This window comes from Lysobacter sp. Hz25, from assembly GCF_046097045.1.
In the GTDB taxonomy this organism is placed as follows: Bacteria; Pseudomonadota; Gammaproteobacteria; order Xanthomonadales; family Xanthomonadaceae; genus Lysobacter; species Lysobacter antibioticus_B.
Genome location: NZ_CP175666.1, coordinates 4,829,385 through 4,853,273, shown reverse-complemented (window position 1 = coordinate 4,853,273; position 23,889 = coordinate 4,829,385). Strand labels below are relative to the sequence as shown.

Sequence of the window (23,889 nt, the reverse complement as noted above, 5' to 3'; positions counted from 1 at the left end):
TGCGCGCCGCGCGCGCATCGAAACTTCGGCGACGATCGTGGCCCCGGCCACGAGCGCAGGGCCAGCCCGGCACGATCGCCGTACGCGATCTCCCAGCACGCAGCGCCATTGCGATTTCTTTCTCCAGCAACGTGCGCTGAATCGTTGCGCAGCCATGCGCGGTGCGATGCCGCGATCGCCGCCGTTTCGATTTAGCGGTCGTTCATGCCGGGCGCATCGACAGCATCGGCAAACTTTCTCGTCTTCGCGCGCAAACCTGTGCGTCGCCTGAGTGCGTCGTCGCATCGACTCGTTGTCGACGATCGATCGCGACGCGCGCATCGCGTTTTCATCGGCGCTTGATTGCATCGTTGCGTTGTGACCACGACCGCGACGACTCAATCGGCAAAGTCACCCGGCCTCAAGGGCAAAGCAGCATCGGCTTGCGGGTCGTACTTTTGCAAAGCGTTTTAACACGCCCATAACGAGATTACTGGAGAGAGATAGATGAACCATCGCAGTCTGCGCCCCGCGGCGCGGTACGGCTTGCTGCCGTCCGCCATCGCCACGGCGTTAGTGTCGGCCCTGATCCCGGCGATCGCCGGCGCACAGGAAGCCGACGCCTCCAATCAGGCCACCACCACCCTCGACCGCATCGAAGTCACCGGTTCGCGCATCCGTCAGGCGAATCTGGAAACCTCGCAGCCGGTCGTCACGATGACGCGCGCCGACATCCAGAAGCAGGGCTTCACGAGCGTCGCGGACATCGTCCAGAACATCACCGCCACCGGTTCGCCGGCGATCTCGCGCGCCGACGCGCTGGCGTCGGGCGAAGACGTGGGCGGCCAGTACGTCGACCTGCGCAACCTCGGCCCGCAGCGCACGCTGGTGCTGATCGACGGTAAGCGCATGGGCATCAGCTCCAGCGGTTACTCCGACCTGGCAGCGATCCCGAGCTCGATCGTCGAGCGCATCGAAGTCCTCACCGACGGCGCTTCGGCCCTGTACGGTTCGGACGCGATCGCCGGCGTGGTCAACATCATCACCCGCAAGCGTTTCGACGGCCTCGAAGCCAGCGCCTACCTCGGCCAGTACGGCCAGGGCGACGGCAACAAGGAAGTCTATAACTTCGTCGTCGGCCAGACCGGCGAGCGCGGTTCGGTGACCTTGGGCGCCGAGTACAGCAAGGAAGATCCGGTCATGGCCCGCGATCGCGCCTTCACTCGCTACCCGAACGGTCGTGGCCATCCGGTGCCGGACGTCGGCCCGAACGGCGTGCGCACCAACGGCTGGAGCGGCATCAACCAGTGGGGCACCCTGTTCGACAACGCAGACAACGCGCTGACCGCGAACCGTGGCACCACCGACACCTCGAACATCGCGAACTTCCACGCGACGAACCCGCTGACCGACTACACCAACGCCAACGAGCAGATGTATCTCTCGACCGGCCTGGAGCGTCGTTCGGTGTTCGCCAACGCCGAATTCGACATCACCGACAACCTGCGCGCCAAGGCCGACGTCCTGTACACGGACCGCGAAGCCACCCAGCAGATCGCCGGTTACCCGTTCCGTTCCAACGGTTTCAGCGACCGTTACGAGGGCGACCTGACCCTGAAGGGCGGCAGCGCATTCAACCCGCTGGGTTATGACGCCGACTTCTACCGCCGTGGCTGGGAAGTCCCGCGCCAGACCAAGTCCGAGCTGACCACCTACCGCTTCAGCGGCGGCCTGGAAGGTTCGTTCGAACTGGCCGGCAAGCCGTGGGATTGGGACGCCGGTTACATGTACAACCAGAACAAGGGCGTCAAGACCGGCACCGGCAATCTGTACCTGCCGCACGTCGAGAAGGCCCTGGGCCCGTCGTTCATCGACGCGGGCGGCGTGGCCCGTTGCGGCACCGCAGCCAGCCCGATCGCCGACTGCCTGGCCTGGAACCCGCTGCTCGGTCCGGGCGTCAACGCTCCGGGTTCGCTGAGCAACAAGGATCTGCAGAAGTACCTGTACCTGCCGACCCACGACACCTCGACCACCAAGACCGAGGTCTACAGCCTCAACCTCAGCGGCGTGCTCGCCACGCTGCCGGCGGGCGACCTCGGCCTGGCGGCCGGTTACGAGCACCGCAAGGAATCGGCGCACTACTCGCCGGACGCCCTGCTGCAGTCGGGCCTGAGCACCGACCTGGCCGGTAGCGAAACCCAGGGCGGCTACTCGCTCGACGAGTTCTACGTCGAACTCGCCGTGCCGGTGCTGGCCGATGTGGCCTTCGCGAAAGAACTGTCGTTCAGCCTCGCCGGCCGTTACTCGGACTACAACACCTTCGGCGACACCACCAACGGCAAGTTCAGCCTGAAGTGGAAGCCGATCGACGACCTGCTGGTGCGCGGCACCTACGCGACGGGCTTCCGCGCCCCGACCGTGGCCGACCTGTACGGCGGCATCAGCGAAAGCTTCGACAACTACACCGACCCGTGCGACACGCTGTTCGGCTCGGCCGTGCGTAACCCGCAGGTCGCAACCCGTTGCGGCGGCGCGGTCCCGGCGAACTTCCGCCAGGTCGCTTCCGGCGGCCGTCCGGCCACCGGTCCGAACGCCCAGTCCGACAGCGCTTTCCTGTCCGGTTCGAACCCGAACCTGATGCCGGAAACCTCGAAGTCGACCAGCATCGGTTTCGTCTACAGCCCGAGCTACGTCAGCGGCCTCGACATCAGCCTGGACTGGTGGAAGATCAAGATCGACGACGTGATCGCGGCTGAAACCGTCACCTCGATCCTCAACAACTGCTACGTGCTCGGCATCGATTCGGCTTGCAGCCGCTTCGTGCGCGACACCGATGGCCAGGTCGTGGGCGTGACCCGTAACCTGATCAACGGCGGTTACCAGGAAACGGCCGGTTACGACCTCGGCGTCGCCTACCGTCTGACCGACACCCGTTTCGGCAACTTCTCGTTCACCTGGAAGACGACCTACGTCGACTACCTGGAATACAAGCGCGATGGCGAAGCCACCACGCCGGTCGAGCAGCGCACGAGCTGGGTCGCCGACGGCGGCAGCAACTTCCGCGTGCGTTCGAACTTGAACGCCGACTGGAGCTACGGCGACTTCGGCGCAAGCTGGGGCGTGCGTTACTACTCCGGCCTGAAGGAAGAGTGCTCGTACGATCTGAACGGCGGCGCGGAATGCGACAAGCCGAACTACCAGTCGGGCTACAAGGGCATCCAGCCGATCCGCGAAGTGGGCGGCAACACCTTCCACGACATGCAGGTCCGCTACAACACCCCGTGGAACGCCACGGTGGCGGTGGGCGCGAACAACGTGTTCGACCACGTTGGCCAGACCATGTACAGCCAGCCGAACAGCAGCTTCTCGTACAACGGCAGCTTCGACATCGGTCGCTTCGTCTACATGAAGTACACGCAGCGCTTCTGATAAGCGTCAGGTAGTACCGCAATACGACTACGGCCCCGAAAGGGGCCGTAGTTTTTTGGGGCGCGGGCCGAGCGAAACGGCGGTCGCCAGGCCATGCAGACGTTCGTCGCTTTCGCCCGCTTTTCTTGCATCGGGCATAGCGCATCGATGCGGGCCGCAAAGCAAAAGGCCGCCCGAAGGCGGCCTTTTGTTTGATGCAGAACCGAGTACCGATCAGAACTTCGGCTTGTCTTCTTCCGAGGTGGCCGCGTAGCGCTCGATGGCTTCGACCAGGATCTTCTTGGCTTCCTCGGCGTTGCCCCAACCGTCGAGCTTGACCCACTTGCCCTTCTCCAGATCCTTGTAGTGCTCGAAGAAGTGGCCGATGCGCTCGAGCCAGTGCGGGCTGACCTGTTCGATGTCGTGGATGTGGCTGTAGCCGGCGAAGACCTTGTCGACCGGCACGGCGAGCAGCTTTTCGTCGCTGCCGGCTTCGTCGGACATCTTCAGCACGGCCACCGGACGGCAGCGGATCACCGAGCCCGGGATCAGCGGCAGCGGCAGGATCACCAGCACGTCGGCCGGGTCGCCGTCGCCGCAGACGGTGTGCGGAACGTAGCCGTAGTTGCAGGGATAGCGCATCGGGGTCGACAGGATGCGGTCGACGAAGATGGCGCCGGAGGACTTGTCGACCTCGTACTTGACCGGCTCGGCATCCTTCGGGATTTCGATGATGACGTTGATCTCGTGCGGCGGATTCTTGCCGGTGGAAACGAGGTCCAGACCCATGTGTGCTCCGACTGCTGAGGCCCGCCGGAAGGCGGGCGGTGAAAGAAAGAGCGCCATTCTACGCGGCTGGGTGCTGCGTTGCAGCACGGGGGCAGGCGGGCTCGGCCGGGGGCCGCGGCCCGCGTAAATGTCCAATCGGCGGCAAAACAGCGGCTTCGTGCGCGCATCGGCAGCCAACCGCATCCGAGCGACGCGGCCATCGGGCGTCGGTGGCGATCGTGTCCAAAGCGTCCAGGCGCCGTCCAATACGAGGCGGCAGGGGTTTCGGCCGGTGCGCTTGCCGCTCTCCACGTGGGGTGTTAATCCTGCATTTAGATCGATACAAATGCGGGGGCGGCGATGGCGTGGTGGGGCTATGTCGAGCAAGAGCTGATCGGTTTCTTCGGCCTGGGGGCCTTGCTGCAGTTGTTGGCCGAGCAGGGCTACCGGGCGCTGCTCAGCGCCGACGGCGCCGCGGCCTTGTTGTACCCGGTCATCCCGATCCTGTTGGTGTACGAGCTGTTGCGCACCGTCGCCCAACGGCGTTTCAAGCTCGAGGACTACAAGCTCCCGTTCCTGACCCTGCTGGCCAACCGGCTGATCTCGACCTTCCTGACCTTCGGCGTGGTGACCTTGTGCATCGGCCTGTTCCAGCCGTATGCGCCGTTCCAGGTCGGCATCAGCGCGCCCGGGCTGATCTACGGCTACCTGGTCTGGGAGTTCGCTCATTTCGTCTACCACTACCTCGCCCATAAGGTGCGCTTGCTGTGGTGCCTGCACTCGACTCATCACGCGCCGGTGGCGATGAATCTGTCGGTCAACTACGCGCATTTGTTCCTGGAGGCGCCGTACGCGGATCTGGTGCGCACCACGATCTGCATCCTGGCCGGGGTCGAGCCGCCGCTGCTGTTGCTGATCATGTTCGTCGACGGGCTGTGGGGACAGTTCATCCACCTGGGCGAGCACGCGCTCAAGGACGGGCGCCTGGGGTTGCTGCACCGGGTGATCCTGACGCCGGCGCACCACCGCGTGCATCACGCGCGCAACGCGGTCTACATGGACACCAATTTCTGCAATCTGCTCAACGTCTGGGACCGCGTGTTCCGCACCTATCAGCCGCAGCGCGAGGACGTGCGGATCGAGTACGGCATCACCCGGCCGCTGAAACCCGGCAGTTTTTTCGATGCGTATCTCGGCGAATTCGCGGCCTTGCTGCGCGACGTCGCCGCCGCGCCGGGATGGAAGAACAAGTTGCTGTATCCGATCATGCCGCCGGGTTGGAGCCACGACGGCGAGCACAAGACCGCCGAGGTCAGCAAACGCGCCTGGCTGGCGCAGCAGGGGGCGCCATGAACCGTTGGCCGATCGTGTGGGTAGTGCTCGCCGTGGCCTGGCCGAGCGCTCTCGCATACGCGGGCGAGCCGGCGCGAGCCAATCTCGCCTTGCATCGCCCGGCCACCGGCTCGGCGATCTGCAAGCCCGGCGAGGAAGCGGAGAAGGCGGTCAACGGCTTGCTTGCCAGCAAGACCCACGACAAGTTCTGTTCGCTGCAGCGGCCGGCCTGGCTGCGCATCGACCTGCAAGCCGAGCGCGTGCTGCGCGGCTTCACCGTCAAGCATGCGCAAGCCGGCGGCGAAGCGGCTGCGATGAACACGCGTGCGTTCGCGCTGTCGGTGTCGAGCGATGGCGCGAGCTGGCGGCAAGTGGCGAAGGTCGACGACAACGTCGACGGCGTCAGCGTGCATCGCATCGCCCCGACGCGGGCGCGTTATGTGCGCCTGGACGTGAGCCAGCCGGCGCAGGACCCGGCCGATCCGGCGACCCGCATCTACGAAGTCGAAGCCTGGTAACTCTGCGTCGCGCGCCGTCGGGCCGGCGTTCGGGCGCTCCTGGGGTCGACCCTAGCGTGGGTACGCCCTAGCTTGGATGCGGCCATACGTCTGCGTATCTAGGAGGCTCGTACTCCGTCCATCGCAGGCTTGCCATGTCCGTACAGCTCGACGCCACCCGTTCCGCGCCGCCGGTCGATTCTTACTGGAACGATCCGGTCGCCGCCGACCCGAACCGTCTGGCCGAGCCGCAGCCGCCGGTGACCGCCGAAGCGGCGGTCACCGAGCTTGCCGAGCCGGACCGCCCGACGCTCGATAATGCGGTGGCGATAGACGGCAACGACACCAACCCGCAGCAGCGCAGCGAGGGCCGCACGCCGGACGGCAAGACCGTGCAGATCGACCCGCTGCACCAGGGCGCCGAAGTGTCGATAGCGCGCGAGCAGACCCTCGCCGACGCCGGCCTGGGCCGCACCTATGTCAGCACCGATCAGGTCGTGCTGACCACCGGCGCCAAGAACGACGACGTGCAGATCACCCAGCGCGACGACGGCACCCTCGACGTCGGCGTCAACGGCGAGAAATACGAGGTGCGCCTGGGCGAGAATCAGGAACTGACCATTCGCAGCGGCGCCGGCAACGACACCATCAACGTCGCCTCGAACGTGAAGGTGAACATCGTCGTCGACGGCGGTGCCGGCGACGACCAGATCGCGACAGGCGCCGGCAGCGACCGCATCGACGGCGGCCTCGGCAATGACGTCATATCGACCGGCGCCGGCCGTGACGATGTGTTCGGCAACAGCGGCGACGACCGTCTCGACGCCGGCACCGGCGACGACGTGGTTTATGGCGGCGACGGCGCCGACACGCTCGGCGGGGGCGATGGCGTCGACTTCCTCGAGGGCGGCCAGGGCCAGGACACACTCGAAGGCGGCGCCGGCAAGGACATGCTGTCCGGCGGCCTGGGCGACGACAGCTTGCGCGGCGGCGAGGGCGACGATGCCGTCTATACCGGCGCCGGCAAGGACACGGTCGACAACCGCTCCGGCCACGACACCGTGTATGCGCAACAGGCCAGCGACCTCATCAACGCCGCCACCGGCGCCCGCAACACGGTGATCAACGTCGAAATCAGCGCCAGCAAGGGCGTGACCATCGAGGGCTCGGACGCGTTCAAGCAGCGCGTCGGCGCCGAGATCGAGTTCCTGCGCAGCTCGCCGAACGGCCAGCAGATGCTGGCCGAGTTCGACCAGGCGGCCGCGCGCGGCAACTCCGTCACCATCAAGGAACTGGCCAACGAGCAGAACGGCTACGCCCAGACCTTCAGCAACGACGCCGACATCGTCAACGGCAAGCCCGGCGCCGGCGGCGACGTGCAGATCAGCTACAACCCTTCGTTCCACCTGGCCGAGTTCCCGGCGCCGGTGGTGGTGCTGTATCACGAGATGTCGCACGCTTATAACGGCGTCACCGGCACCTTCCAGCCGGGCACCTATCGCGGCACCGGGCCCGACAACGGCGAGGTGCCGAACGCCGAACGCCAGGCGGTCGGCCTGGAGACCAGTGCGCCGGCCTACGATTTCGACGGCGACCCCAATACGCCCAAGACCACCGCCAATCCCGATCACCTGACCGAGAACGGCATCCGAGGCGAGCTCGGCTTGCCGGACCGGCCGAGTTATTCGCTCTGACGGCGCGGTATTCACTGCGCATCGCGACGACGGTCTCAGGAGCGACGGGCGGCAGCCCGCGTTCATCGCGGGCTGCCCGGCTTTGTCTAGGATCGGCGGATAGTCGTTCTGATTCCCGGATGGGGCGTGCGCCGAGGCAGTCGCCATCCTCCATCGCGTGCGCCGATCCTCCGTACCCGAGACGAGCCCTGGCATGAAGTCGACGCAGTATCCCCGTTATCCCTGCATTCGCCGCTTGCTCGTGTGTTCGATGGCGCTCGCCGCGAGCGCCTGCGTGCATGCTCAACCCTCTTCATCCGCGGAGTCCGACCCCATGCCTGCCGACCGCGCTTCGGCTGCCGTCCCTATCGCGAAGGTGCAAGGCCGCGGCGTCGCGCTCGAAGCCGAGTTCGCCTATGCGGCGTCGAAACGCGTGTTGACGGTGCGTTATCGCCTGCACAACCTTGGCGATGTGCCGCTCGCGGTGTTCGATCGCGGCGACCGCCACGCCGTGGCGACAGGGCGGCAGAAGGCCGGTGCGATCGCGGCGCCGACCGTGCAGACCGAGAACGGTGATGTGTCATTGAGCCATGCGGTATCGCCCTTGCCGCGACCTGCGCCGACCTTGCCGCCGACGCCGTTGGCGATTCGTGTACCGGTGGGTGCGGAGACGGCAGGGCGTTTCGAGTTCGCGATACCTGGCGCCGATGCGCCGAAGCGTTTGCGCTGGTGTCTCGGTGTGGCGACGTTCGAAGACGGCGATTTCATCGCGCCGGAAAGTGTCGGCGAGGTCGAAATCTGGCGCGCCTCGTTTGCGGTCGCCGAACGGCAGCAACTCGTGTGCACGCCGTGGTTCGATATCGCGGCGAATGCATTCGCGGAGCAGTGAGTTGGGTGATGGGAAGATAGTCAAAAGAAAACGGCGGCCCAGGCCGCCGTTTTCGGTTTTGCGAAGCGGCATCGGCTGTCGGGCCGATGCCGAATGCGCTTACTCGACTTTCACTTCCACTCGCCGCGCTTCATCGGCGCTGCCGCCGCCGGTGGTGACCATCGGTTTGTCGAGGACGATGCGGTCGGCGCCGATGCCCTGCGATTCCAGCCAGCCCTGCACCGCTTGCGCGCGCTCCTTGGCCAGCTCGGCATTGGTCGCTGCGCCACCGGACTCGTCGTGGAAGCCGGAGATGCGGGCCTTCGTCGACGGTTCGGCCTTCAATGCGGCGACCACGCCGGCCAGATCGGCCTCGGCGCTGGCCGGCGGGGTGGCCGAACCGACGTCGAAGTAGAGCTTGGCGCTGCCTGCCGGCGTGGATGCTGCGCTGTCGACGGCCTCGGTCGGACCCGATGCATCGATTGCGCCCGAGTCCACCGGCCCGCCGACATCGGTCGCCGGCGCGGTCAGTGCGGCTTCGCTGACGCCGTGGGTGGCGGAAGCGTCGCCCATTCCCGTCACCGGCAGCAGCGGCACCAACAGCAAGGCGACGATGTTGATGATCTTGATCAGCGGGTTGATCGCCGGGCCGGCGGTGTCCTTGTACGGGTCGCCGACGGTATCGCCGGTGACCGCGGCCTTGTGCGCTTCCGAGCCCTTGCCGCCGTGGTGGCCGTCTTCGATGTACTTCTTGGCGTTGTCCCAGGCGCCGCCGCCGGTGGTCATCGAGATGGCGACGAACAGGCCGGTGACGATGGTGCCGATCAACAAGCCGCCGAGCGCCTTCGGCCCGAGCAACAGGCCGACGACCACGGGCACCGCGACCGGCAGCAGCGAGGGCACGATCATTTCCTTGATCGCCGACTTGGTCAGCATGTCGACGGCGCGGTCGTACTGCGGCTTGCCGGTGCCCTCCATGATTCCGGGAATGTCGCGGAACTGACGCCGCACTTCCTCGACCACCGCGCCGGCGGCGCGGCCGACGGCTTCCATCGCCATCGCGCCGAACAGGTAGGGGATCAGGCCGCCGATCAGCAGGCCGATGATCACCATGTGGTCGGACAGGTCGAAGTTGAACACCACGCCCGGATGCGCGGCCTGCAGGTTGTGGGTGTAGTCGGCGAACAACACCAGCGCGGCCAGCGCCGCCGAACCGATCGCATACCCCTTGGTCACCGCCTTGGTGGTGTTGCCGACGGCGTCGAGCGGGTCGGTGACCGCGCGCACGTCCGAGGGCAGCTCGGCCATTTCGGCGATGCCGCCGGCGTTGTCGGTGATCGGGCCGTAGGCGTCGAGGGCGACGATCATGCCGGCCATCGACAGCATCGAGGTGGCGGCGATGGCGATGCCGTACAGGCCGCCGAGCGCATGCGAGCCCCAGATCGCCACGCACACCGCGATCACCGGCAGCGCGGTCGACTTCATCGACACGCCGAGGCCGGCGATGATGTTGGTGCCGTGACCGGTGGTGGATGCGGCGGCGACGTGCTTGACCGGCGCGTACTGGGTGCCGGTGTAGTACTCGGTGATCCAGACGATGGCGCCGGTCAGGATCAGGCCGATCAGCGCGCAGCCGTACAGGTTCATTGCGCCGTGGCTGGCATCGCGCATCAGCTCGGTGGTGATCGGATAGAACGCGATCGCCGCGAGCACCGCCGAGACGATCACGCCCTTGTACAGCGCGCCCATGATCGAGCCGCCGGCCTTCACCTTGACGAAGAACGCGCCGATGATCGAGGCGATGATCGACACGCCGCCGAGCACCAGCGGATACAGCACGCCGTTGGCGCCGACCGTGCTGGCCATCAGGCTGCCGAGCAACATCGTCGCGATCACCGTGACCGCGTAGGTCTCGAACAAGTCGGCGGCCATGCCGGCGCAGTCGCCGACGTTGTCGCCGACGTTGTCGGCGATCACCGCCGGGTTGCGCGGGTCGTCCTCGGGAATACCGGCTTCGACCTTGCCCACCAGATCGGCGCCGACGTCGGCGCCCTTGGTGAAGATGCCGCCGCCGAGTCGGGCGAAGATCGAGATCAACGACGAGCCGAAGGCCAGGCCGACCAGGGCGTGCAGTGCTTTTTCGCCGGTCACGCCGAGTTTCGCCAGCGCCAGCCAGTAGCCGGCCACGCCGAGCAGACCCAGGCCGACCACCAGCATGCCGGTGATCGCGCCGCCGCGGAAGGCGACGTCCATGGCCGGGCCGATGCCTTTGCGCGCGGCCTCGGCGGTGCGCACGTTGGCGCGCACCGAGACGTTCATGCCGATGTAGCCGGCCGCGCCCGAGAGCACCGCACCGAGTAGAAAGCCGATCGCGGTCGGCCCGCCGAGTGCGAACCAGATCAACACGAACAGGACCGCGCCGGCGATGCCGATGGTCATGTACTGACGGTTGAGATAGGCGCGTGCGCCTTCCTGGATCGCGCCGGCGATCTCCTGCATTCGTTCGTTGCCGGCGGGTTGAGCGCTGATCCAGCGCGCGGACACGATGCCGTAAAGGATCGCGATGACGGCGCAGCCCAGCGCCAAGGTCAAACCGTACTGCTCCAGCATGAACCCCTCCCCAAGTGTAGAAGTGGACATCACAGGACAACGGGTCGATCGTGTTGTGCCGCGGAAAGCTGTTGGCCGGTGTGCCGCGGAATCGCTTCTTGCGCTGATGCGTGTTGCATTGCAGCGACGCCGTGCTGCGAACACGGCGGTGTCGCGACTATCGCACACGCACTGGGCCGGTGAAACCTCGCCGCCGCGGGCTGGCGCAAGGGCCGAGCGGTCATCGGCGGGGCTGCGACTGCAGTCACGGATCGGGTCCGGTTCGTTCCCGGGATCGACCCCGTAATCGCCTTGACCCGTGCACGCGCGCGCTGTGACGCAGCAGCTGAATACGCGCGGTGCGCAGCGACCGGCGCAGCAGCATGCACGGGCGCGCGGACGTTCGCACGGCGCCGGCAGGTCATCGGTTTGACACTGCCTGCGCTGCGCCGCTTAGATCGATGGCGCGCATCGTGCCGGCCAGGGATTCGCCACGGTCTGCCGATGCGCACTGCGGGCATGGCCCGCAGGGGGAGCCACGGGTGGACGCGTCGTTGCGGCGCCGATACCGGTGTGCGCTTGAGTACAGGAAAGGGTTTTCCATCGAACCTCAAGTCAGGAGATGTCCATGAGCAAGAAGCTGATCGCATGTTGTGTGTTCGTGTTCGGTATGGGGCTGGGGCTGACCGCCGCGGCCGGTGGCTCCAGCATCACGCCGGAAATGGCGCAGTGCATCTACGACTGCAAGCTGTCCGGCAACACCCAGGCCTATTGCTGGTCGTGCTGCGTGCAGAAGCAGTGCCCCATTCCGCTGGAATGAACCCGGCCGCTTGAACCCCGGGGTCGTGTCGACCCGCGCGTCGGCCGCCGCTTGCAGGCGGCCGACGCGCTCGCGGTCCGGACCTGCGAGCGCCGTCGGCCGGGCTTCCGCCCCCGGCCGGCGAGGGTTCAGCCAATGCGTGCCAGTCTGCGCCGGCCTTGTGAGACCGGAGCCGACGATGCGATTCGTTCCCGTTTTATTCGTTTCGATCCTGTGCGCGGGCCTGCCTGCGCTCGCGACCGCCGCCGATCCGGTGCCCGAGATCAAGCGCGGGCCGATCCCGGCCCAGGCGGTCGCCCGCCTGCACACCCTGCGCCAGATTCCCGAAGCCTGTGCGCGGGTCGAGGGGATATTCACCGGCCAGGCCGCCGATCCCTACAAATTCGCGGTCGTGCGCACCAGCCCGAACTGCCAGCCGCGTGCGCGTTTCGTCGACGCCGCCAAGGCGCAGCCTTCCGAAGCCGGCGGCTGGAAGTTCAACGATCTGATCCGCGTGCCCAGCGCTGCCTGCCCGCAGCAACAGGCGGTGGTGCGGATCTGGCGCAAGCCGGCCGCGGCCGCGGTGCCGCCGACCCTGGATGCGCAGGGCAAGTCGCGCTTGTACCTGCAGGACGAAAAGGAAAAGGCCGCCGCCAACAAGCTCGCCGCGATTCCGATGTTCGCTGCCGAAATGAAAGTCGAAGGCCAGGGCTGCGGCGGCTGAGCGAAGGCCCCGGCGCCTGCCGGACTTCAGTCGAAGAATCCTCGCGCGTCACGGCGCGCATAAAGAAAGGGCCGCAATGCGGCCCTTTCTTTCGTCCCGCTTCAGTGCGGCGGCTTCGTTGCGAAGCCGCTGCGCTTACTTGGCGACCCGACAGTTGCCGATATGGATCAGGCGGGTGTCGGCCTGGTAGGAGTCGAAGGTGCCGACCAGGTCGAGCTTGTCGCCCTTGCGCAAAGTCATCGAATAACCGCGTTGGTCCGAGGCCATGTGGCACATCACGCGGGTGAAGACTATGGCGTCGCGGCTGCTCGGGATGAAGCCGGGCAGCAACGAGGGCTTCATGTCGTAGAACACGCTCAGGCCGCCGCTGCCGGATTCGGAACCCAGGAAGTAACCGCTGACGCGGTAGGTCTTGCCCTTGTTGCGCACGTCGATCATCGCGACGTTGTCTTCGACGGTCTTGGAGACTTCGTCGGCCAGCTTGATCGCCGAGATCGAGATCGGCTTGGCGCCGCCGGCGGCCTTCGGCGGTGCCTTGCCGGGCTTGAGCTGGTACAGCATCTTGCACATCGAGGTCTTGATCGAGTCGGCGTTGGCGAGTGCGCCGCGGCGCGTCTTCATCAACATCGTCACGGTGCCGTCCGGCACTGCGGTCACGTAGACCTGCAGGCCGCGATGGGCGACGTTCGGCGACACTTCGAGCAGCAGCGAGCCGGTCTGGCTGTTCGCGTCGATCACGTTCATGCCGTCGGACACGGCGATGTTGTTCATCTGGCCGACCGCGCTGGCGACGCTGAGGCCCGGCACGGTGACCGAGGTCGAATACTCGGTGCCCTTGAGCGGGTTGCCGGACTTGGTGAAATTGTCTTCGCACTTGCCGGCCAGGGCCGAAGCCGAGGGCAGCAAGAGAATGAGCAGCGGTAACAGCTTGCCTTTCATGAAGGCCTCCTTGATATGTCGAAACTCAGCGTCCGTGCGTCCGCCATTAGGTGCATGAACGCGCGCGATGGCAGAGTGCCGCAATCGCCCAGGCGATTCAACGGGTTTCGCCGCATGGTTAATGTGCTGTGTGCCTATTCCTGACGCAGCGCACAGCTTGCGGCGCCCGCGAAAACTGAACTCGCGCCCACGCAGGCGGCTGCAGCATCGCCTGCGCGCCGAGCCTCGATGGGCACGCACACGCCGCGAGTGGCCGTGCGTGCAGATACGCAGGCCGCGCGGGACGCGGCCTGCCGTCCTCGGTTCGTCGTCCTCGGTTCGCTGTCCTAGGTTCGCCGTCCTCAGCAGCCCGGGTCCTGCTCGTAGCGGCGCTGCATTTCGTCGGGCTCGATCTGCTCGATGCTGTGGCCGATGTTCCAGCGATGGCCGAACGGGTCGATGACCGTGCCCGAGCGTTCGCCGTAGAAGTGATCGCGCGGCGCCATCGCCAGGTGCGCGCCGGCGGCGACCGCGCGTGCGACCACCTCGTCGGCATCGTCGACATGCAGGTGCAGGGTGTGGCTGTGGCCGCGCTCCGGTTCGGGGCGGCGAATCTCGACTTCGGGAAATTCCTCGCACAGCATCAGGGTCGTGCCGCCCAGGTCGAGTTCGACGTGGCCGATGCGGCCGCCGAGTTCGACCAGGCGGAATTTTTCGGTGGCGTCGAAGACCTTGCAGTAGAACGCGATCGCGGCCTGGGCGTCGCCGACGCACAGATAGGAAAACAACTCGTGGACGGCCATGGCGGGCTCCGTGATGGATGTCGGCGCCAGCATGGCTGCGGGCCGCTCGCGTGGATTGGAAAAAATTGACCGGCGTCGTCGAGTAGGAGAACCGCGTGCCTAGCCCGGCCCGATCGGCAGATGATGCGGCGAGGCGAGCGGTGCGGCCAGGTATTCCCGCGGGCTGACCCCTGCGAATTCGCGGAACTCGCCGATCAGGTGCGACTGGTCGAAATAACCGTGCTCGAGCGCGAGCTGCGCCCATGCGGGCCGCGGCGTCGCCGACAAGGCCGCGAGCAGGCGGCGGAAGCGCTGCACGCGCGCATAGCGCTTGGGCGCCAGGCCCACCGCATCGCGGAAGCCCGCGATGAAGTGGCGATGGCTGCGGCCGCCGGCTTCGGCGATCGCGGCGATGGTGTCGTCCGTGCCGGAGGCTCGTTCGAGCCGGGTCGCCGCCTGCGCGATCTGCGGGTCGAGGCCGCGCAACGAGCGCAGACGCTCGTGCAGGAAACGCCCGAACACCTGGCGACGACGGTGCGGATCGTCGGTTCCGGCAAGGCGCTCGTACAGCAGCTCGGCGGCATCGCCGCACAGATCGCCCAGCGCTACGTGTTGGCCGGCGAGCTCGGCCGCGGACACGCCGAACAAGGCCAGCGCCGCGCCGGGGCGCAGCACGGCGCCGACCGATGCGGCCGGAGCCGAGGTGTCCTTGATGCAATACGTGGCGCGGATGCCGGCGACGGTCGCGGCGGCGTGGCGACGGCCGATGCGATCGTCGGCATCGGCGTACAAGCGCAGCGGCGGTCCGTCCAGGCGCACGACCAGATGCATCGAGCCGTTCGGCAAGGAATGCTCGCGCAGGGCGCGCGCTGGCTCGGCCGGACGCGTCTGCACCCAGATGCGTTCGATCCAGGGATGCAGCGAATCCGGCACGGGGCGTTCGGCGGTCATGGCGTACGGGATAAGGGCGACAGGTCGCGGCGGCGGCAATGCACGATCATGCGCTCTTATCCGATGGCGGTGCTCGATGCCGGCGCGCATTCATATCGAGACGGAGCGGACCGGGATCGCGGCGTTCTTGCACGATGCGCCTGTGCCGCTGGTGGTGTAGTCGTAGATGCTGCCCTGGCGGACCATGAACTTGATCGTGCAGCGGCCGGTTTCCGTGGCCGGTGCCGATGGGGTCGCCTCGCGCATCGGCCCGGTCGCGCCGAGCACGTAGTGCAGCCAGCGGCTGTCGTCTTCCTCGCGGTACGAGAGCGGATCGCCCCAGGTGCCGACCAGCAATTGCAGCGGTGCGTCGATCCAGCTTTCCAGCGCCGGGTTCGGCGTGCGCTGGCGACGTTCGCTCGCGCGGGCGCTGCGCGCCGAGGCTTCGGCCTGGGCGCGGGCGTCGTCCTGCTGGTCGCGCAGCTCGGCGTGGACCTGGTTCATCGCACCGGACAGGCGCGCGAGCGTGCTTTCGACCTCCTGCCGGCGCGCGGCGATCTGGGTCTTGGAGCGGGTGGTGGTGTAGCGTGGCCGTTTGCCGTCGGTCCAGAAGCGCTGCCAGGACAGGTCGACCACGGTCAGCTGGTTCGCCGCGCCGTCGAGCGGGGTCATGCCGTGTTCGGGCTTGCGCGAGGCCGGCTCGCAGGCGAAGCGCTGCGCCTGGGTCATCCAGCCGGCCGGCGTCGCGGCCCACTCGCTCGGCGCTCGGCTTTCCTCGGTGTCGTTGCGCCAATACACCTCGACGGCGGTGCTGCGCGCCCGTCCGCGCGCGCAGTCGAACTGCAGGTGGTGGACGATCTTGTCCGGTGCGGACTGGTGCTCCATGACCTCGAACACCTGGATCGAACGCGGCGCCGCCTCGCGCGCGCTGATCGCCGCGTCGGGGCCGTCGGCGAACAAGATCCTGCTTTCCTCTTCCGGCGACAAAGCGGTCCCGATCCAGCTGCTGTCGGCATAGATCAGGCCGCGCGCGGGTTTGTCGCCGTAGCGATGCAACAGATAGCCCTCGCCGGCGCAGGCCGGTGCCGCCGCCAGTACGAGGGCGGCGAGGCTGGCCGACAGTGCGGGTTTCTTGATGGCCTTCGTGGCGGCCTTCGTCCAACTGTCCATGATCGAACGCGGTCCTTGAGGCGGCGACCCGCCGCCGCCCGAGGATAGCGCCGCCCGCTACGGACGGCGCGCTCAGGCCGGTTTCGCGATGGCATTAACGGCTGGCCGTCGCAGTTCGCTCAGCCTTGTTCGTTCAGCCTTCGAAGGCCGGCAGCTTGGGTTTCACCGCAACGTTCTTCAGCGCCACGTACTTGGGCAGGCCGTCGCGGCCGTACGGCGGCGGGGCTTCGCCGCGGATCAGCGGCTCCAGATAGGCGCGGGCCTTGGCGGTGATGCCGTAGCCGTCCTTGCGCAGGAACCCGGCCGGCATCTTCTTCTCGTGGTTGGCCACCTTGCTCAGCGGCGCGGCCTCGATCTTCCAGCGATACGGCGCGTCCGAGGTGCGCACGATCACCGGCATCACCGAATTGTGGCCCTTCAGCGCGAACTCGACCGCGGCCTTGCCGACCGCGCGGGCCTGCTCGACGTCGGTCTTCGAGGCCAGGTGGCGGGCCGAGCGCTGCAGGTAGTCGGGCAGGGCCCAGTGCACTTTGTAGCCCAGGGCGTCCTTGACCCGCCCGGCCAGGTGCGAGGCGACGCCGCCGAGCTGGGTGTGGCCGAAGGAGTCGTGGCCGCCGCCGGCATCGGCGACGAAGCGGCCGTCGGCGGTCTGGATGCCTTCGCTGGCCACCACCACGCAATAGCCGACGCGTTCGACCGTGGCCCGGACCTTGGCGAAGAAATCGGCCTCATCGAAGGGCCGCTCCGGGAACAGGATCAGGTGCGGGGCCTCGTCGGCGCCCTGGCCGGCCAGGCCGGCGGCCGCGGCCAGCCAGCCGGCGTGTCGGCCCATGGCCTCGTAGACGAAGACCTTGGTCGAGGTTTCGGCCATGGCCGCCACGTCGAGGGCGGCCTCGCGCACCGACACCGCGGTGTACTTGGCGGCCGAGCCGAAGCCGGGGCAGCAGTCGGTCACCGCGAGGTCGTTGTCGACCGTCTTCGGCACCCCGATGCAGGTCAGCGGATAGCCGAACTCGGCCGCGAGCCGGGACACCTTGAGCGCGGTGTCGGCCGAGTCGTTGCCGCCGTTGTAGAGAAACCAGCGCACGTCGTGGGCCTTGAGCACCGCCAGCAGGCGCTCGTAGCGGGCGCGGTCGGCTTCCAGCGACTTGAGCTTGACCCGGCACGAGCCGAAGGCGCCGCCCGGGGTGTGACCGAGGGCGCGGATCGCCGCCGCCGACTCCCGGGAAGTGTCGATCAGCTCCTCGCGCAGGGCGCCGAGGATGCCGTTGCGGGCGGCCAGCACCTTGACCTTGCGGGCCCGGGCGGTTTCGATCACGGCCGAGGCCGTGGCATTGATGACGGCGGTCACACCGCCGGATTGGGCGTACAGCAAAGTTCCGTTGGGCATGGGGATTCCAGGATTTCGGCCGGATTGCGGTAAGCTGCCAGCAATATTTTGCCCGGCGGGTGAATGGCGGCTCCGAGTGTAGCGCCGCCCCGCGGACTGGCCAGCCTCGTGCGGCCGGTGGGCTGCGAGGCTGGCGTGGCGAACGCCGGCCGCGACGATTTCGTTAGTTTTCAGGAGCGATGTTGATGCGATTGGTACTTCTGGGCGCGCCCGGTTCCGGCAAGGGCACGCAGGCTGCGCGGCTTAAGGAGCATTTGCAGGTGCCGCATATTTCCACCGGCGATCTGTTGCGCGGCGAAGTCGCGGCCGGTTCCAAGCTGGGTCTGGAAGCCAAGGCGGTGATGGATGCCGGCAACCTGGTCAGCGACGAGATCCTGCTCGGCATGCTCGAGGACCGTTTCTCGCGTCCCGACACCGCCGGCGGTTTCATCCTCGACGGCTATCCGCGCAACCTGGCCCAGGCCGATGCGCTCGACGTGCTGCTGAAGAAGATCGGCCAGCCGATGGACTTCGCCGTGCAGCTCGAAGTGCCGACCGAATTGCTGGTCCAGCGCATCGCCGGCCGCGCCGCCGAGCAGGGCCGCGTCGACGACAGCCCGGAAGCGGTGCGCACGCGCCTGAAGGTCTACGACGACGTGACCGCGCCGGTCATCGAGTACTACCGCCAGCATGGCCGCCTCACCGTGGTCGACGGCGTCGGCTCGCTGGACGTGGTGTTCACCCGCATCATCGAAGCGCTGGAACCGGCGCCGACGGTCGGTTGAGCCCCGTTTCTTCTGCGTCGCGTTCGCGCCCCGGTTCTTCTCCCTCTCCCGCTTGCGGGAGAGGGTTGGGGTGAGGGCATTCGCCCTCCCAGCCACCGCACAGGTTCCGCGGTAGCGGGATCGGCAGCCGTGGCGCTTCTGCGCACGCCGACTCCTGCGCCCTCAGCCCTTTCTCCCGCAGGCGGGAAAGGCGCCGCCGGTGCCGTGCAGGAGCCGCTCGCGTTGGACCTTCGACGTTAATCCAGGACCTCGGATCTTGAAGCTACATATCTTGGGCATCGCCGGCACCTTCATGGGCGGTGTCGCCGCGCTCGCACGCGAACTCGGCCATGAGGTCGAAGGCAGCGACCAGGCGGTCTATCCGCCGATGTCGACCCAGCTCGAACAGCTCGGCATCGCACTCAAGCAAGGCTATCGGCCCGAACACATCGGCGCCGATTGCGACGAGATCGTGGTCGGCAACGCGCTGTCGCGCGGCAACGCCGCGGTCGAGCAGGTCCTCGACGACGGCCGCCGCTACACCTCCGGCGCACAGTGGCTGTGCGAACAGGTGCTGCCGGGCCGCGACACGCTCGCCGTCGCCGGCACCCACGGCAAGACCACCACCACGACCATCCTGACTTGGTTGCTGGAAGCCGCAGGTCGCCGGCCGGGCTTTTTGATCGGCGGCGTCGCCGAGGATTTCGGCGTGTCCGCGCGCATCGGCGCCGGCCGCGAGTTCGTCGTCGAAGCCGACGAGTACGACACCGCCTTCTTCGACAAGCGCAGCAAGTTCGTCCACTACCGTCCGTTGGTGGCGATCCTCAACAACCTCGAATACGACCACGCCGACATCTTCCCCGACGTCGCCGCGATCCAACGCCAATTCCATCACCTCGTGCGCACCGTACCGCGCCGCGGCCGCCTGATCGTCAACGGCGAAGACGAGCGCCTGGGCGAAGTGCTGGCGATGGGCTGCTGGACCCCGGTCGAGCGTTTCGGCCTGCACTCCGAATCGGCGGCGCCGGCCTTCGAATGGACCGCGCGCTTGATCGAAGCCGACGGCAGCGCCTTCGCGGTGATCCACGACGGCGTCGAAGTCGGCGAAGTGCGTTGGCCCTTGCTCGGCCGCCATAACGTCATGAACGCCCTGGCTGCGCTGGCCGCCGCGAACGCGGTCGGCGTCGATGTCGCCAGCGTGCTGCCGGTCCTGGCCGCGTTCCGCAGCGTCAAGCGCCGCCTGGAAGTGATCGGCGAAACCGGCGGCGTCACCGTTTACGACGACTTCGCTCATCATCCGACCGCGATCGCCACCACGCTCGCCGGCCTGCGCGCACGCGTCGGCAGCGCGCGCATCGTCGTGGCGATGGAGCCGCGCAGCAATTCGATGCGCCTGGGCGCGCATTCCGACGCCCTGGCGCCGTCGCTCGACGGCGCCGACACCGTGGTGTTTCTGCATCGGCCCGAACTGGCCTGGGATGCCGGCAAGGTCGTCGCCGGCCTGCGCGGCGAGGGCGTGACCGTGCCCGACGCCGATACCCTGATCGCCGCGTTGAGCGAACGCGTACGCGCCGGCGACCATGTCGTATTCATGTCGAACGGTGGTTTCGACGGCGCCCCGCGGCGGTTCTTCGCCGCATTGCGCGATGCGCAGACGGCGTAATTAACGTTGCCGCCCGAGCCCCTGTAGGAGCGGCGTGAGCCGCGACCGCGCCGGTTCCCCGAAACGGCGCCGGCCACGAGGCCCGGCAAGACCGGCTTTCGCCTTGGCCGTAAAGATTCGGCTTCGGTTTCGGCTATTGCTGTGCGTAGCCGAACACTCGCGAAGGCAATAGAAGACCCGAAGGGCGGCCCGCAGGGATGCGGGCCGTTTTTCATCGGGACATGGATGTCCCGTATGAAAAATCCCTGCGTCGGCATCGCTCATGCGGACCTTTGATTCAAAGAAAAGCATTTTTCTTTGGTTACCTTTCTTTTGTTGCTTATGACAAAAGAAAGTAACCCGCCGCTTTAGTGGCGGAAGCTCTTATCGTTTGATCTTGCTTGTATGAAAGCCATAAGCAAGAGCAGAGCTTCCGCCCGCTAACGCGGCCGGGTTACTTTCTTTTGCTAAGCCCAAAAGAAAGGTAACCAAAGAAAAGGGCTTTCCTTGCAAGGGCACAGGCCACGAGTGCGATGCTGTCGCCGGGATTTTTCGATAGGACATCCTTGTCCTATCGAAAAACGGCGCACGTCCTGTGCGCCGCCCTCCGGGTCTCCACTTGACCGGTAAAGCGGCAAAGCAGATCAAAATCTGGGCAACGGCAACGGCAACGGCAACGGCAACGGCAACGGCAACGGCAACGGCAACCGCTCACCCTCGCCGACCATAAGCCCCGACGACCCGGGCCGGCGATAGAGGGGCCGCGAGCCAAGCAAGCGACGATTGCCGTGCGGGCTACTGCCGGACGCAGCGCCCCCAGCAAGCCGCCGTATATCGTGGCCGCAGCCGGTCTTGGCTACACTGCCGCCATGTCCGCAGACATCGCCGCTTCCGAATCCCTGGGCCTGTTTCCCCTGCACACCGTGCTCGTGCCCGGTGCGGCGCTCGGTTTGCGCGTGTTTGAGCGACGCTACCTCGACCTGGTGCGCGATTGCGGCCGACAGGGGCGCGGTTTCGGCGTCTGCCTGATCATCGACGGCAACGAGGCCGGTGCGCCGGCCGCGGCCGCGGCTTACGGTACCGAGGCGGTGATCGAGGATTTCGGTACCGGCGAGGACGGTCTGCTGACCTTGCGCGTGCGCGGCGTGCGGCGCTTCCACGCCGAGCGCGTGCGGGTGCGCGACAACGGCCTGCAGGTCGCCGAGGTGCAGTGGTGCGCGCCGGAACCGAGCGAAGTCGTTAGGCCCGAACATTCGCTGCTGGTCACCTTGCTGGAGCATCTGCTCGAGCAGATCGGCGGCGAGCATGCCAAGGCGCCGCGTTCGTGCATGGACGACGCGGCCTGGGTCGGCTGGCGACTGACCGAGCTATTGCCGCTGTCGTTGACCCAGCGGCAAGCGCTGCTGCAGATGGATGGGCCGCATCGGCGTCTGGATCATCTGCTGACGGTATTGCCCTAAGCCCGCACGCACGGTTTGATCGATCGGCGCCGCAACGTGCGGGCGCCGATCGCGCGGTGCACTCACGGCGCCGGGTCGGTACCCGGCACTCGATACTGCGATTGCAGGCGCAGCACGCGCGTGCCGTTCTTCGGGTGCGCCTGCTCGATCATGGTGAAGCCGGTCAACGCCTTGCGTACTTCGGCATGGGCGCGGCCGTCGTCGGATTGCGGCAGCCACAAGGCGGCGGCGTTGAAGGGCTTGTTCAAGCGCAGGGTTTGGGTGGTGCCGACCCACAGCGGGGTGCCGTCGGACAGCACCGCCGGCGCCGGCCACAGGCGCAGAGCGTATTGCACGTCCGGACTCGGCCCATCGCGCAGCATCAGCAGCGCTTCGGCCTGAGCATCCAGCGTCGCCGGCAGCACGATCTGGTCGCGCGGCGGCGCGTCGTCGTCGAGCAGGGCGATGGTCGCCAGCCAGTTGGCTTGTTCCTGCACGCGCCAACCGTTGGCTTCCAGGCTTGCGCGCAGCGGCGGCAAGGGGCCGGCGATCTGGATGTCGAGCGGCCAGCGCTGGCGCACGTCGCTCTCGTTGCGTTGCGCCGGCAGCGTCGCCCAGTCGCTCTTCCACCACGGCCCGGCTTCGAGCACGGTGGTCGGCGTGGCGGCGGCGAACTTCGCCAGCAAGGCGTCGGCCGAGCGCGGCGCATGCCACAGCGCGGCGGCGACGAAGACGGTATAGAACAGCCAAGCCAGCGGCCGCATCCAGAACGAGCGCGCGACATGGCGGCGATAGGCGATGCCGAGCAGCAACAGCCAGACGATGCCGAACAAGGTGCCGCCGACCAGGTCGCTGGGCCAGTGCGCGCCCAGGTAGAGACGGGCGAAGCCGACCAGGGTGGTGACCACGCCGGCCAGCAGATACGGCCATACGCGTTGCCGGCCCGGCAGTTCGCGTGCGATCAGCACGGCGAAGAAGCCGAACACGATCGTGGTCATCGTCACCGCAACCGAAGGGAAACCGAAGCCGGCCGGGGCGGTCGGCGGGCGCGGCATGTCGATCGCCGCTTCCAGCAACGACGTCAGGGCGAGGCCGAACACGATCGCGCCGACCCAGTGCGCCGCCGCCATCCAGCGCCGGCGCCAGGCCAGATAGACCAGCACCGCGAGCGAGGCCGGGCCGAGCACGGAGGCATCGCCCAGACTCGCCAGCCCCGCCATCAAGCGGTCGGCGAGCGGATTACGCAGGGTCCACATGAACTCGTGGACGGTATGGTCGATCGCCAACGGGCCGCCGCTTGCGAGCAGGGTGGCGAGCAGGGTGAACCAGATCCAGCTGATCCCGAGCAGGCACACCGCCAGCATCACCAGCGAGGCCGATTCGGGGCGGTTGGGGTCGATAAGAGCCGCGGCGTAGCGGCCCAGGCGCGGATGCGCGCGGGTCCAGCGCAAGGCGCGCGCGAGCAGGTTGTTGGCGTGCGAGGCGAACCAGCGCCAGGTGTAGAGCACCGTGGCCCAGACCAGAGCGACCGCGACCAGCAAGGCGCCGAGCACGATCGCGAGGCGATCGGCGACCGCGGCGACGGCGTCGTAGGAAGCGCCCAGCACCCAGCCGGGCGCGAGGAACAGCGCCGACCACACCAGGCAGGCGCCGAAGCTCGGGATCGCGTAGCGCTTCATCGGCATCTTCAACATGCCGGCGATCGCCGGCACGAACGGCCGCACCGCGCCGACGAAGCGCGCGATCACGATGCTCTTGCTGCCGTGGCGGCGGAACAGGCCTTCGCCGCGGTCCAGCCATTGCGGATAACGCGAGAACGGCCAGCGCTGGCGCAATTGCGGCCCCCAGCGGTAGCCGACCCAGTAGCTCAGGCCGTCGCCGGCGAAGGCGCCGAGGGTCGAGCAGACCAGCGCATACGGACCGCTGATGTGGCCGAGGCCGACCAGGGTGCCGACGGCGAACAACAGGGGCAGGGCGGGCACCACGATGCCGACGATGACCAGGGCATCGCAGAACGCGATCAAGAAGATCACGATGCCTGCGGCGATCGGATTGGCCGCGATCCATGCGGTCGCGCTTTCTAGCCAGGCAGGTTCCATCGGCCGATTATAGGCAGCGATGTCTGTTGCGCGGATGACTGCCTGTGCTTGACGGCAGGTCGTGACCTACGGCACTGCCTGGGGGCGGGAATGGGGCATAGGGAATCGAAAATCGAAAAAGGCGCTTGCCCGGCTTCGG

Annotated in this window: 18 protein-coding genes and 1 pseudogene; 10 read left to right on the top strand and 9 right to left on the bottom strand. The window is 67.2% G+C overall.

Annotation, left to right across the window (positions count from 1 at the left end; translation table 11 throughout):
* Positions 1-486 precede the first annotated feature (486 nt).
* Positions 487-3,408, top strand: coding sequence for a TonB-dependent receptor plug domain-containing protein (locus tag ACKN61_RS19970; protein ID WP_408950921.1), 2,922 nt, complete (start codon positions 487-489; stop codon positions 3,406-3,408).
* Positions 3,409-3,621: 213 nt separating this feature from the next.
* Here ACKN61_RS19970 and ppa read toward each other — a convergent pair whose 3' ends face one another.
* On the bottom strand, positions 3,622-4,176 hold the full coding sequence (gene ppa, locus ACKN61_RS19965) for an inorganic diphosphatase (protein ID WP_031370347.1): 555 nt from the start codon (positions 4,174-4,176) through the stop codon (positions 3,622-3,624).
* A 339-nt stretch (positions 4,177-4,515) separates the two neighbouring features.
* Here ppa and ACKN61_RS19960 point away from each other — a divergent pair, with 339 nt between their 5' ends.
* The 4 genes from ACKN61_RS19960 (at position 4,516) to ACKN61_RS19945 (ending at position 8,546) form a co-directional block, all read left to right on the top strand.
* Entirely contained in the window at positions 4,516-5,508 is a 993-nt protein-coding gene (locus ACKN61_RS19960) for a sterol desaturase family protein (protein WP_408950920.1), read from the top strand.
* Positions 5,505-6,005, top strand: coding sequence for a discoidin domain-containing protein (locus ACKN61_RS19955; RefSeq protein ID WP_408950919.1), 501 nt, complete (start codon positions 5,505-5,507; stop codon positions 6,003-6,005). The genes ACKN61_RS19960 and ACKN61_RS19955 overlap by 4 nt, the downstream gene beginning before the upstream one ends.
* A 134-nt stretch (positions 6,006-6,139) precedes the next feature.
* Complete coding sequence (locus tag ACKN61_RS19950) at positions 6,140-7,678, top strand: M91 family zinc metallopeptidase (RefSeq protein WP_408950918.1); 1,539 nt, start codon at positions 6,140-6,142, stop codon at positions 7,676-7,678.
* Between the two features lie 250 nt (positions 7,679-7,928).
* Positions 7,929-8,546, top strand: a complete 618-nt coding sequence (locus tag ACKN61_RS19945) for a hypothetical protein (RefSeq protein ID WP_408950917.1) — start codon at positions 7,929-7,931, stop codon at positions 8,544-8,546.
* A gap of 99 nt (positions 8,547-8,645) precedes the next feature.
* On the opposite strand, the gene ACKN61_RS19940 is transcribed toward ACKN61_RS19945, so the two are convergent.
* Positions 8,646-9,098, bottom strand: a complete 453-nt coding sequence (locus ACKN61_RS19940) for an OmpA family protein (protein WP_408953876.1) — start codon at positions 9,096-9,098, stop codon at positions 8,646-8,648.
* Positions 9,099-9,110: 12 nt separating this feature from the next.
* A pseudogene (locus ACKN61_RS19935) lies at positions 9,111-11,135 on the bottom strand (sodium-translocating pyrophosphatase); the annotation flags it as partial.
* A gap of 607 nt (positions 11,136-11,742) precedes the next feature.
* Between ACKN61_RS19935 and ACKN61_RS19930 the strand changes: the two are divergent.
* Both ACKN61_RS19930 and ACKN61_RS19925 read left to right on the top strand, forming a co-directional pair.
* On the top strand, positions 11,743-11,934 hold the full coding sequence (locus tag ACKN61_RS19930) for a hypothetical protein (RefSeq protein ID WP_152566055.1): 192 nt from the start codon (positions 11,743-11,745) through the stop codon (positions 11,932-11,934).
* A gap of 178 nt (positions 11,935-12,112) precedes the next feature.
* Positions 12,113-12,637 (top strand): hypothetical protein, encoded by a 525-nt coding sequence (locus ACKN61_RS19925; protein WP_223620996.1) that lies wholly within the window; start codon positions 12,113-12,115, stop codon positions 12,635-12,637.
* A 135-nt stretch (positions 12,638-12,772) separates the two neighbouring features.
* On the opposite strand, the gene ACKN61_RS19920 is transcribed toward ACKN61_RS19925, so the two are convergent.
* The 5 genes from ACKN61_RS19920 to ACKN61_RS19900 form a co-directional block, all read right to left on the bottom strand.
* Positions 12,773-13,576 carry a hypothetical protein gene (locus tag ACKN61_RS19920; RefSeq protein WP_031370355.1) on the bottom strand — a complete coding sequence of 268 codons (804 nt, stop codon included), beginning with the start codon at positions 13,574-13,576 and terminating at the stop codon, positions 12,773-12,775.
* Between the two features lie 341 nt (positions 13,577-13,917).
* The gene (locus tag ACKN61_RS19915) at positions 13,918-14,358 is read right to left on the bottom strand and encodes a VOC family protein (RefSeq protein WP_408950916.1); all 441 of its coding nucleotides are present in this window, start codon (positions 14,356-14,358) and stop codon (positions 13,918-13,920) included.
* Positions 14,359-14,457: 99 nt separating this feature from the next.
* On the bottom strand, positions 14,458-15,288 hold the full coding sequence (locus tag ACKN61_RS19910; RefSeq protein WP_408950915.1) for a helix-turn-helix domain-containing protein: 831 nt from the start codon (positions 15,286-15,288) through the stop codon (positions 14,458-14,460).
* 90 nt (positions 15,289-15,378) lie between these two features.
* Positions 15,379-16,437, bottom strand: coding sequence for a hypothetical protein (locus ACKN61_RS19905; protein WP_408950914.1), 1,059 nt, complete (start codon positions 16,435-16,437; stop codon positions 15,379-15,381).
* Between the two features lie 133 nt (positions 16,438-16,570).
* On the bottom strand, positions 16,571-17,827 hold the full coding sequence (locus ACKN61_RS19900) for a 6-phosphofructokinase (RefSeq protein WP_408950913.1): 1,257 nt from the start codon (positions 17,825-17,827) through the stop codon (positions 16,571-16,573).
* Positions 17,828-18,012: 185 nt separating this feature from the next.
* On the opposite strand from ACKN61_RS19900, the gene ACKN61_RS19895 reads away from it, so the two are divergent.
* The 3 genes from ACKN61_RS19895 to ACKN61_RS19885 all read left to right on the top strand — a co-directional run bounded on the left by ACKN61_RS19895 (position 18,013) and on the right by ACKN61_RS19885 (position 21,672).
* Positions 18,013-18,591, top strand: a complete 579-nt coding sequence (locus ACKN61_RS19895) for an adenylate kinase (protein WP_031370360.1) — start codon at positions 18,013-18,015, stop codon at positions 18,589-18,591.
* A 253-nt stretch (positions 18,592-18,844) separates the two neighbouring features.
* Complete coding sequence (mpl, locus tag ACKN61_RS19890) at positions 18,845-20,233, top strand: UDP-N-acetylmuramate:L-alanyl-gamma-D-glutamyl-meso-diaminopimelate ligase (RefSeq protein ID WP_408953875.1); 1,389 nt, start codon at positions 18,845-18,847, stop codon at positions 20,231-20,233.
* Positions 20,234-21,081: 848 nt separating this feature from the next.
* Positions 21,082-21,672, top strand: coding sequence for an LON peptidase substrate-binding domain-containing protein (locus ACKN61_RS19885; RefSeq protein WP_408950912.1), 591 nt, complete (start codon positions 21,082-21,084; stop codon positions 21,670-21,672).
* Between the two features lie 62 nt (positions 21,673-21,734).
* Here ACKN61_RS19885 and ACKN61_RS19880 read toward each other — a convergent pair whose 3' ends face one another.
* Positions 21,735-23,750 carry a bifunctional DedA family/phosphatase PAP2 family protein gene (locus ACKN61_RS19880; RefSeq protein WP_408950911.1) on the bottom strand — a complete coding sequence of 672 codons (2,016 nt, stop codon included), beginning with the start codon at positions 23,748-23,750 and terminating at the stop codon, positions 21,735-21,737.
* Positions 23,751-23,889 lie beyond the last annotated feature (139 nt).

What these genes read in the sequence shown, in the direction of transcription:
- ACKN61_RS19900 (WP_408950913.1), bottom strand. Translation starts at nt 17,827, where the DNA reads ATGCCCAACGGAACTTTGCTGTACGCCCAATCCGGCGGTGTGACCGCC.
- ACKN61_RS19895 (WP_031370360.1), top strand. Translation starts at nt 18,013, where the DNA reads ATGCGATTGGTACTTCTGGGCGCGCCCGGTTCCGGCAAGGGCACGCAG.
- ACKN61_RS19930 (WP_152566055.1), top strand. Translation starts at nt 11,743, where the DNA reads ATGAGCAAGAAGCTGATCGCATGTTGTGTGTTCGTGTTCGGTATGGGG.
- ACKN61_RS19885 (WP_408950912.1), top strand. Translation starts at nt 21,082, where the DNA reads ATGTCCGCAGACATCGCCGCTTCCGAATCCCTGGGCCTGTTTCCCCTG.
- ACKN61_RS19940 (WP_408953876.1), bottom strand. Translation starts at nt 9,098, where the DNA reads ATGGGCGACGCTTCCGCCACCCACGGCGTCAGCGAAGCCGCACTGACC.
- ACKN61_RS19955 (WP_408950919.1), top strand. Translation starts at nt 5,505, where the DNA reads ATGAACCGTTGGCCGATCGTGTGGGTAGTGCTCGCCGTGGCCTGGCCG.
- ACKN61_RS19960 (WP_408950920.1), top strand. Translation starts at nt 4,516, where the DNA reads ATGGCGTGGTGGGGCTATGTCGAGCAAGAGCTGATCGGTTTCTTCGGC.
- ACKN61_RS19910 (WP_408950915.1), bottom strand. Translation starts at nt 15,288, where the DNA reads ATGACCGCCGAACGCCCCGTGCCGGATTCGCTGCATCCCTGGATCGAA.
- ppa (WP_031370347.1), bottom strand. Translation starts at nt 4,176, where the DNA reads ATGGGTCTGGACCTCGTTTCCACCGGCAAGAATCCGCCGCACGAGATC.
- ACKN61_RS19970 (WP_408950921.1), top strand. Translation starts at nt 487, where the DNA reads ATGAACCATCGCAGTCTGCGCCCCGCGGCGCGGTACGGCTTGCTGCCG.
- ACKN61_RS19950 (WP_408950918.1), top strand. Translation starts at nt 6,140, where the DNA reads ATGTCCGTACAGCTCGACGCCACCCGTTCCGCGCCGCCGGTCGATTCT.
- ACKN61_RS19915 (WP_408950916.1), bottom strand. Translation starts at nt 14,358, where the DNA reads ATGGCCGTCCACGAGTTGTTTTCCTATCTGTGCGTCGGCGACGCCCAG.
- ACKN61_RS19880 (WP_408950911.1), bottom strand. Translation starts at nt 23,750, where the DNA reads ATGGAACCTGCCTGGCTAGAAAGCGCGACCGCATGGATCGCGGCCAAT.
- ACKN61_RS19920 (WP_031370355.1), bottom strand. Translation starts at nt 13,576, where the DNA reads ATGAAAGGCAAGCTGTTACCGCTGCTCATTCTCTTGCTGCCCTCGGCT.
- ACKN61_RS19945 (WP_408950917.1), top strand. Translation starts at nt 7,929, where the DNA reads ATGGCGCTCGCCGCGAGCGCCTGCGTGCATGCTCAACCCTCTTCATCC.
- ACKN61_RS19905 (WP_408950914.1), bottom strand. Translation starts at nt 16,437, where the DNA reads ATGGACAGTTGGACGAAGGCCGCCACGAAGGCCATCAAGAAACCCGCA.
- ACKN61_RS19925 (WP_223620996.1), top strand. Translation starts at nt 12,113, where the DNA reads ATGCGATTCGTTCCCGTTTTATTCGTTTCGATCCTGTGCGCGGGCCTG.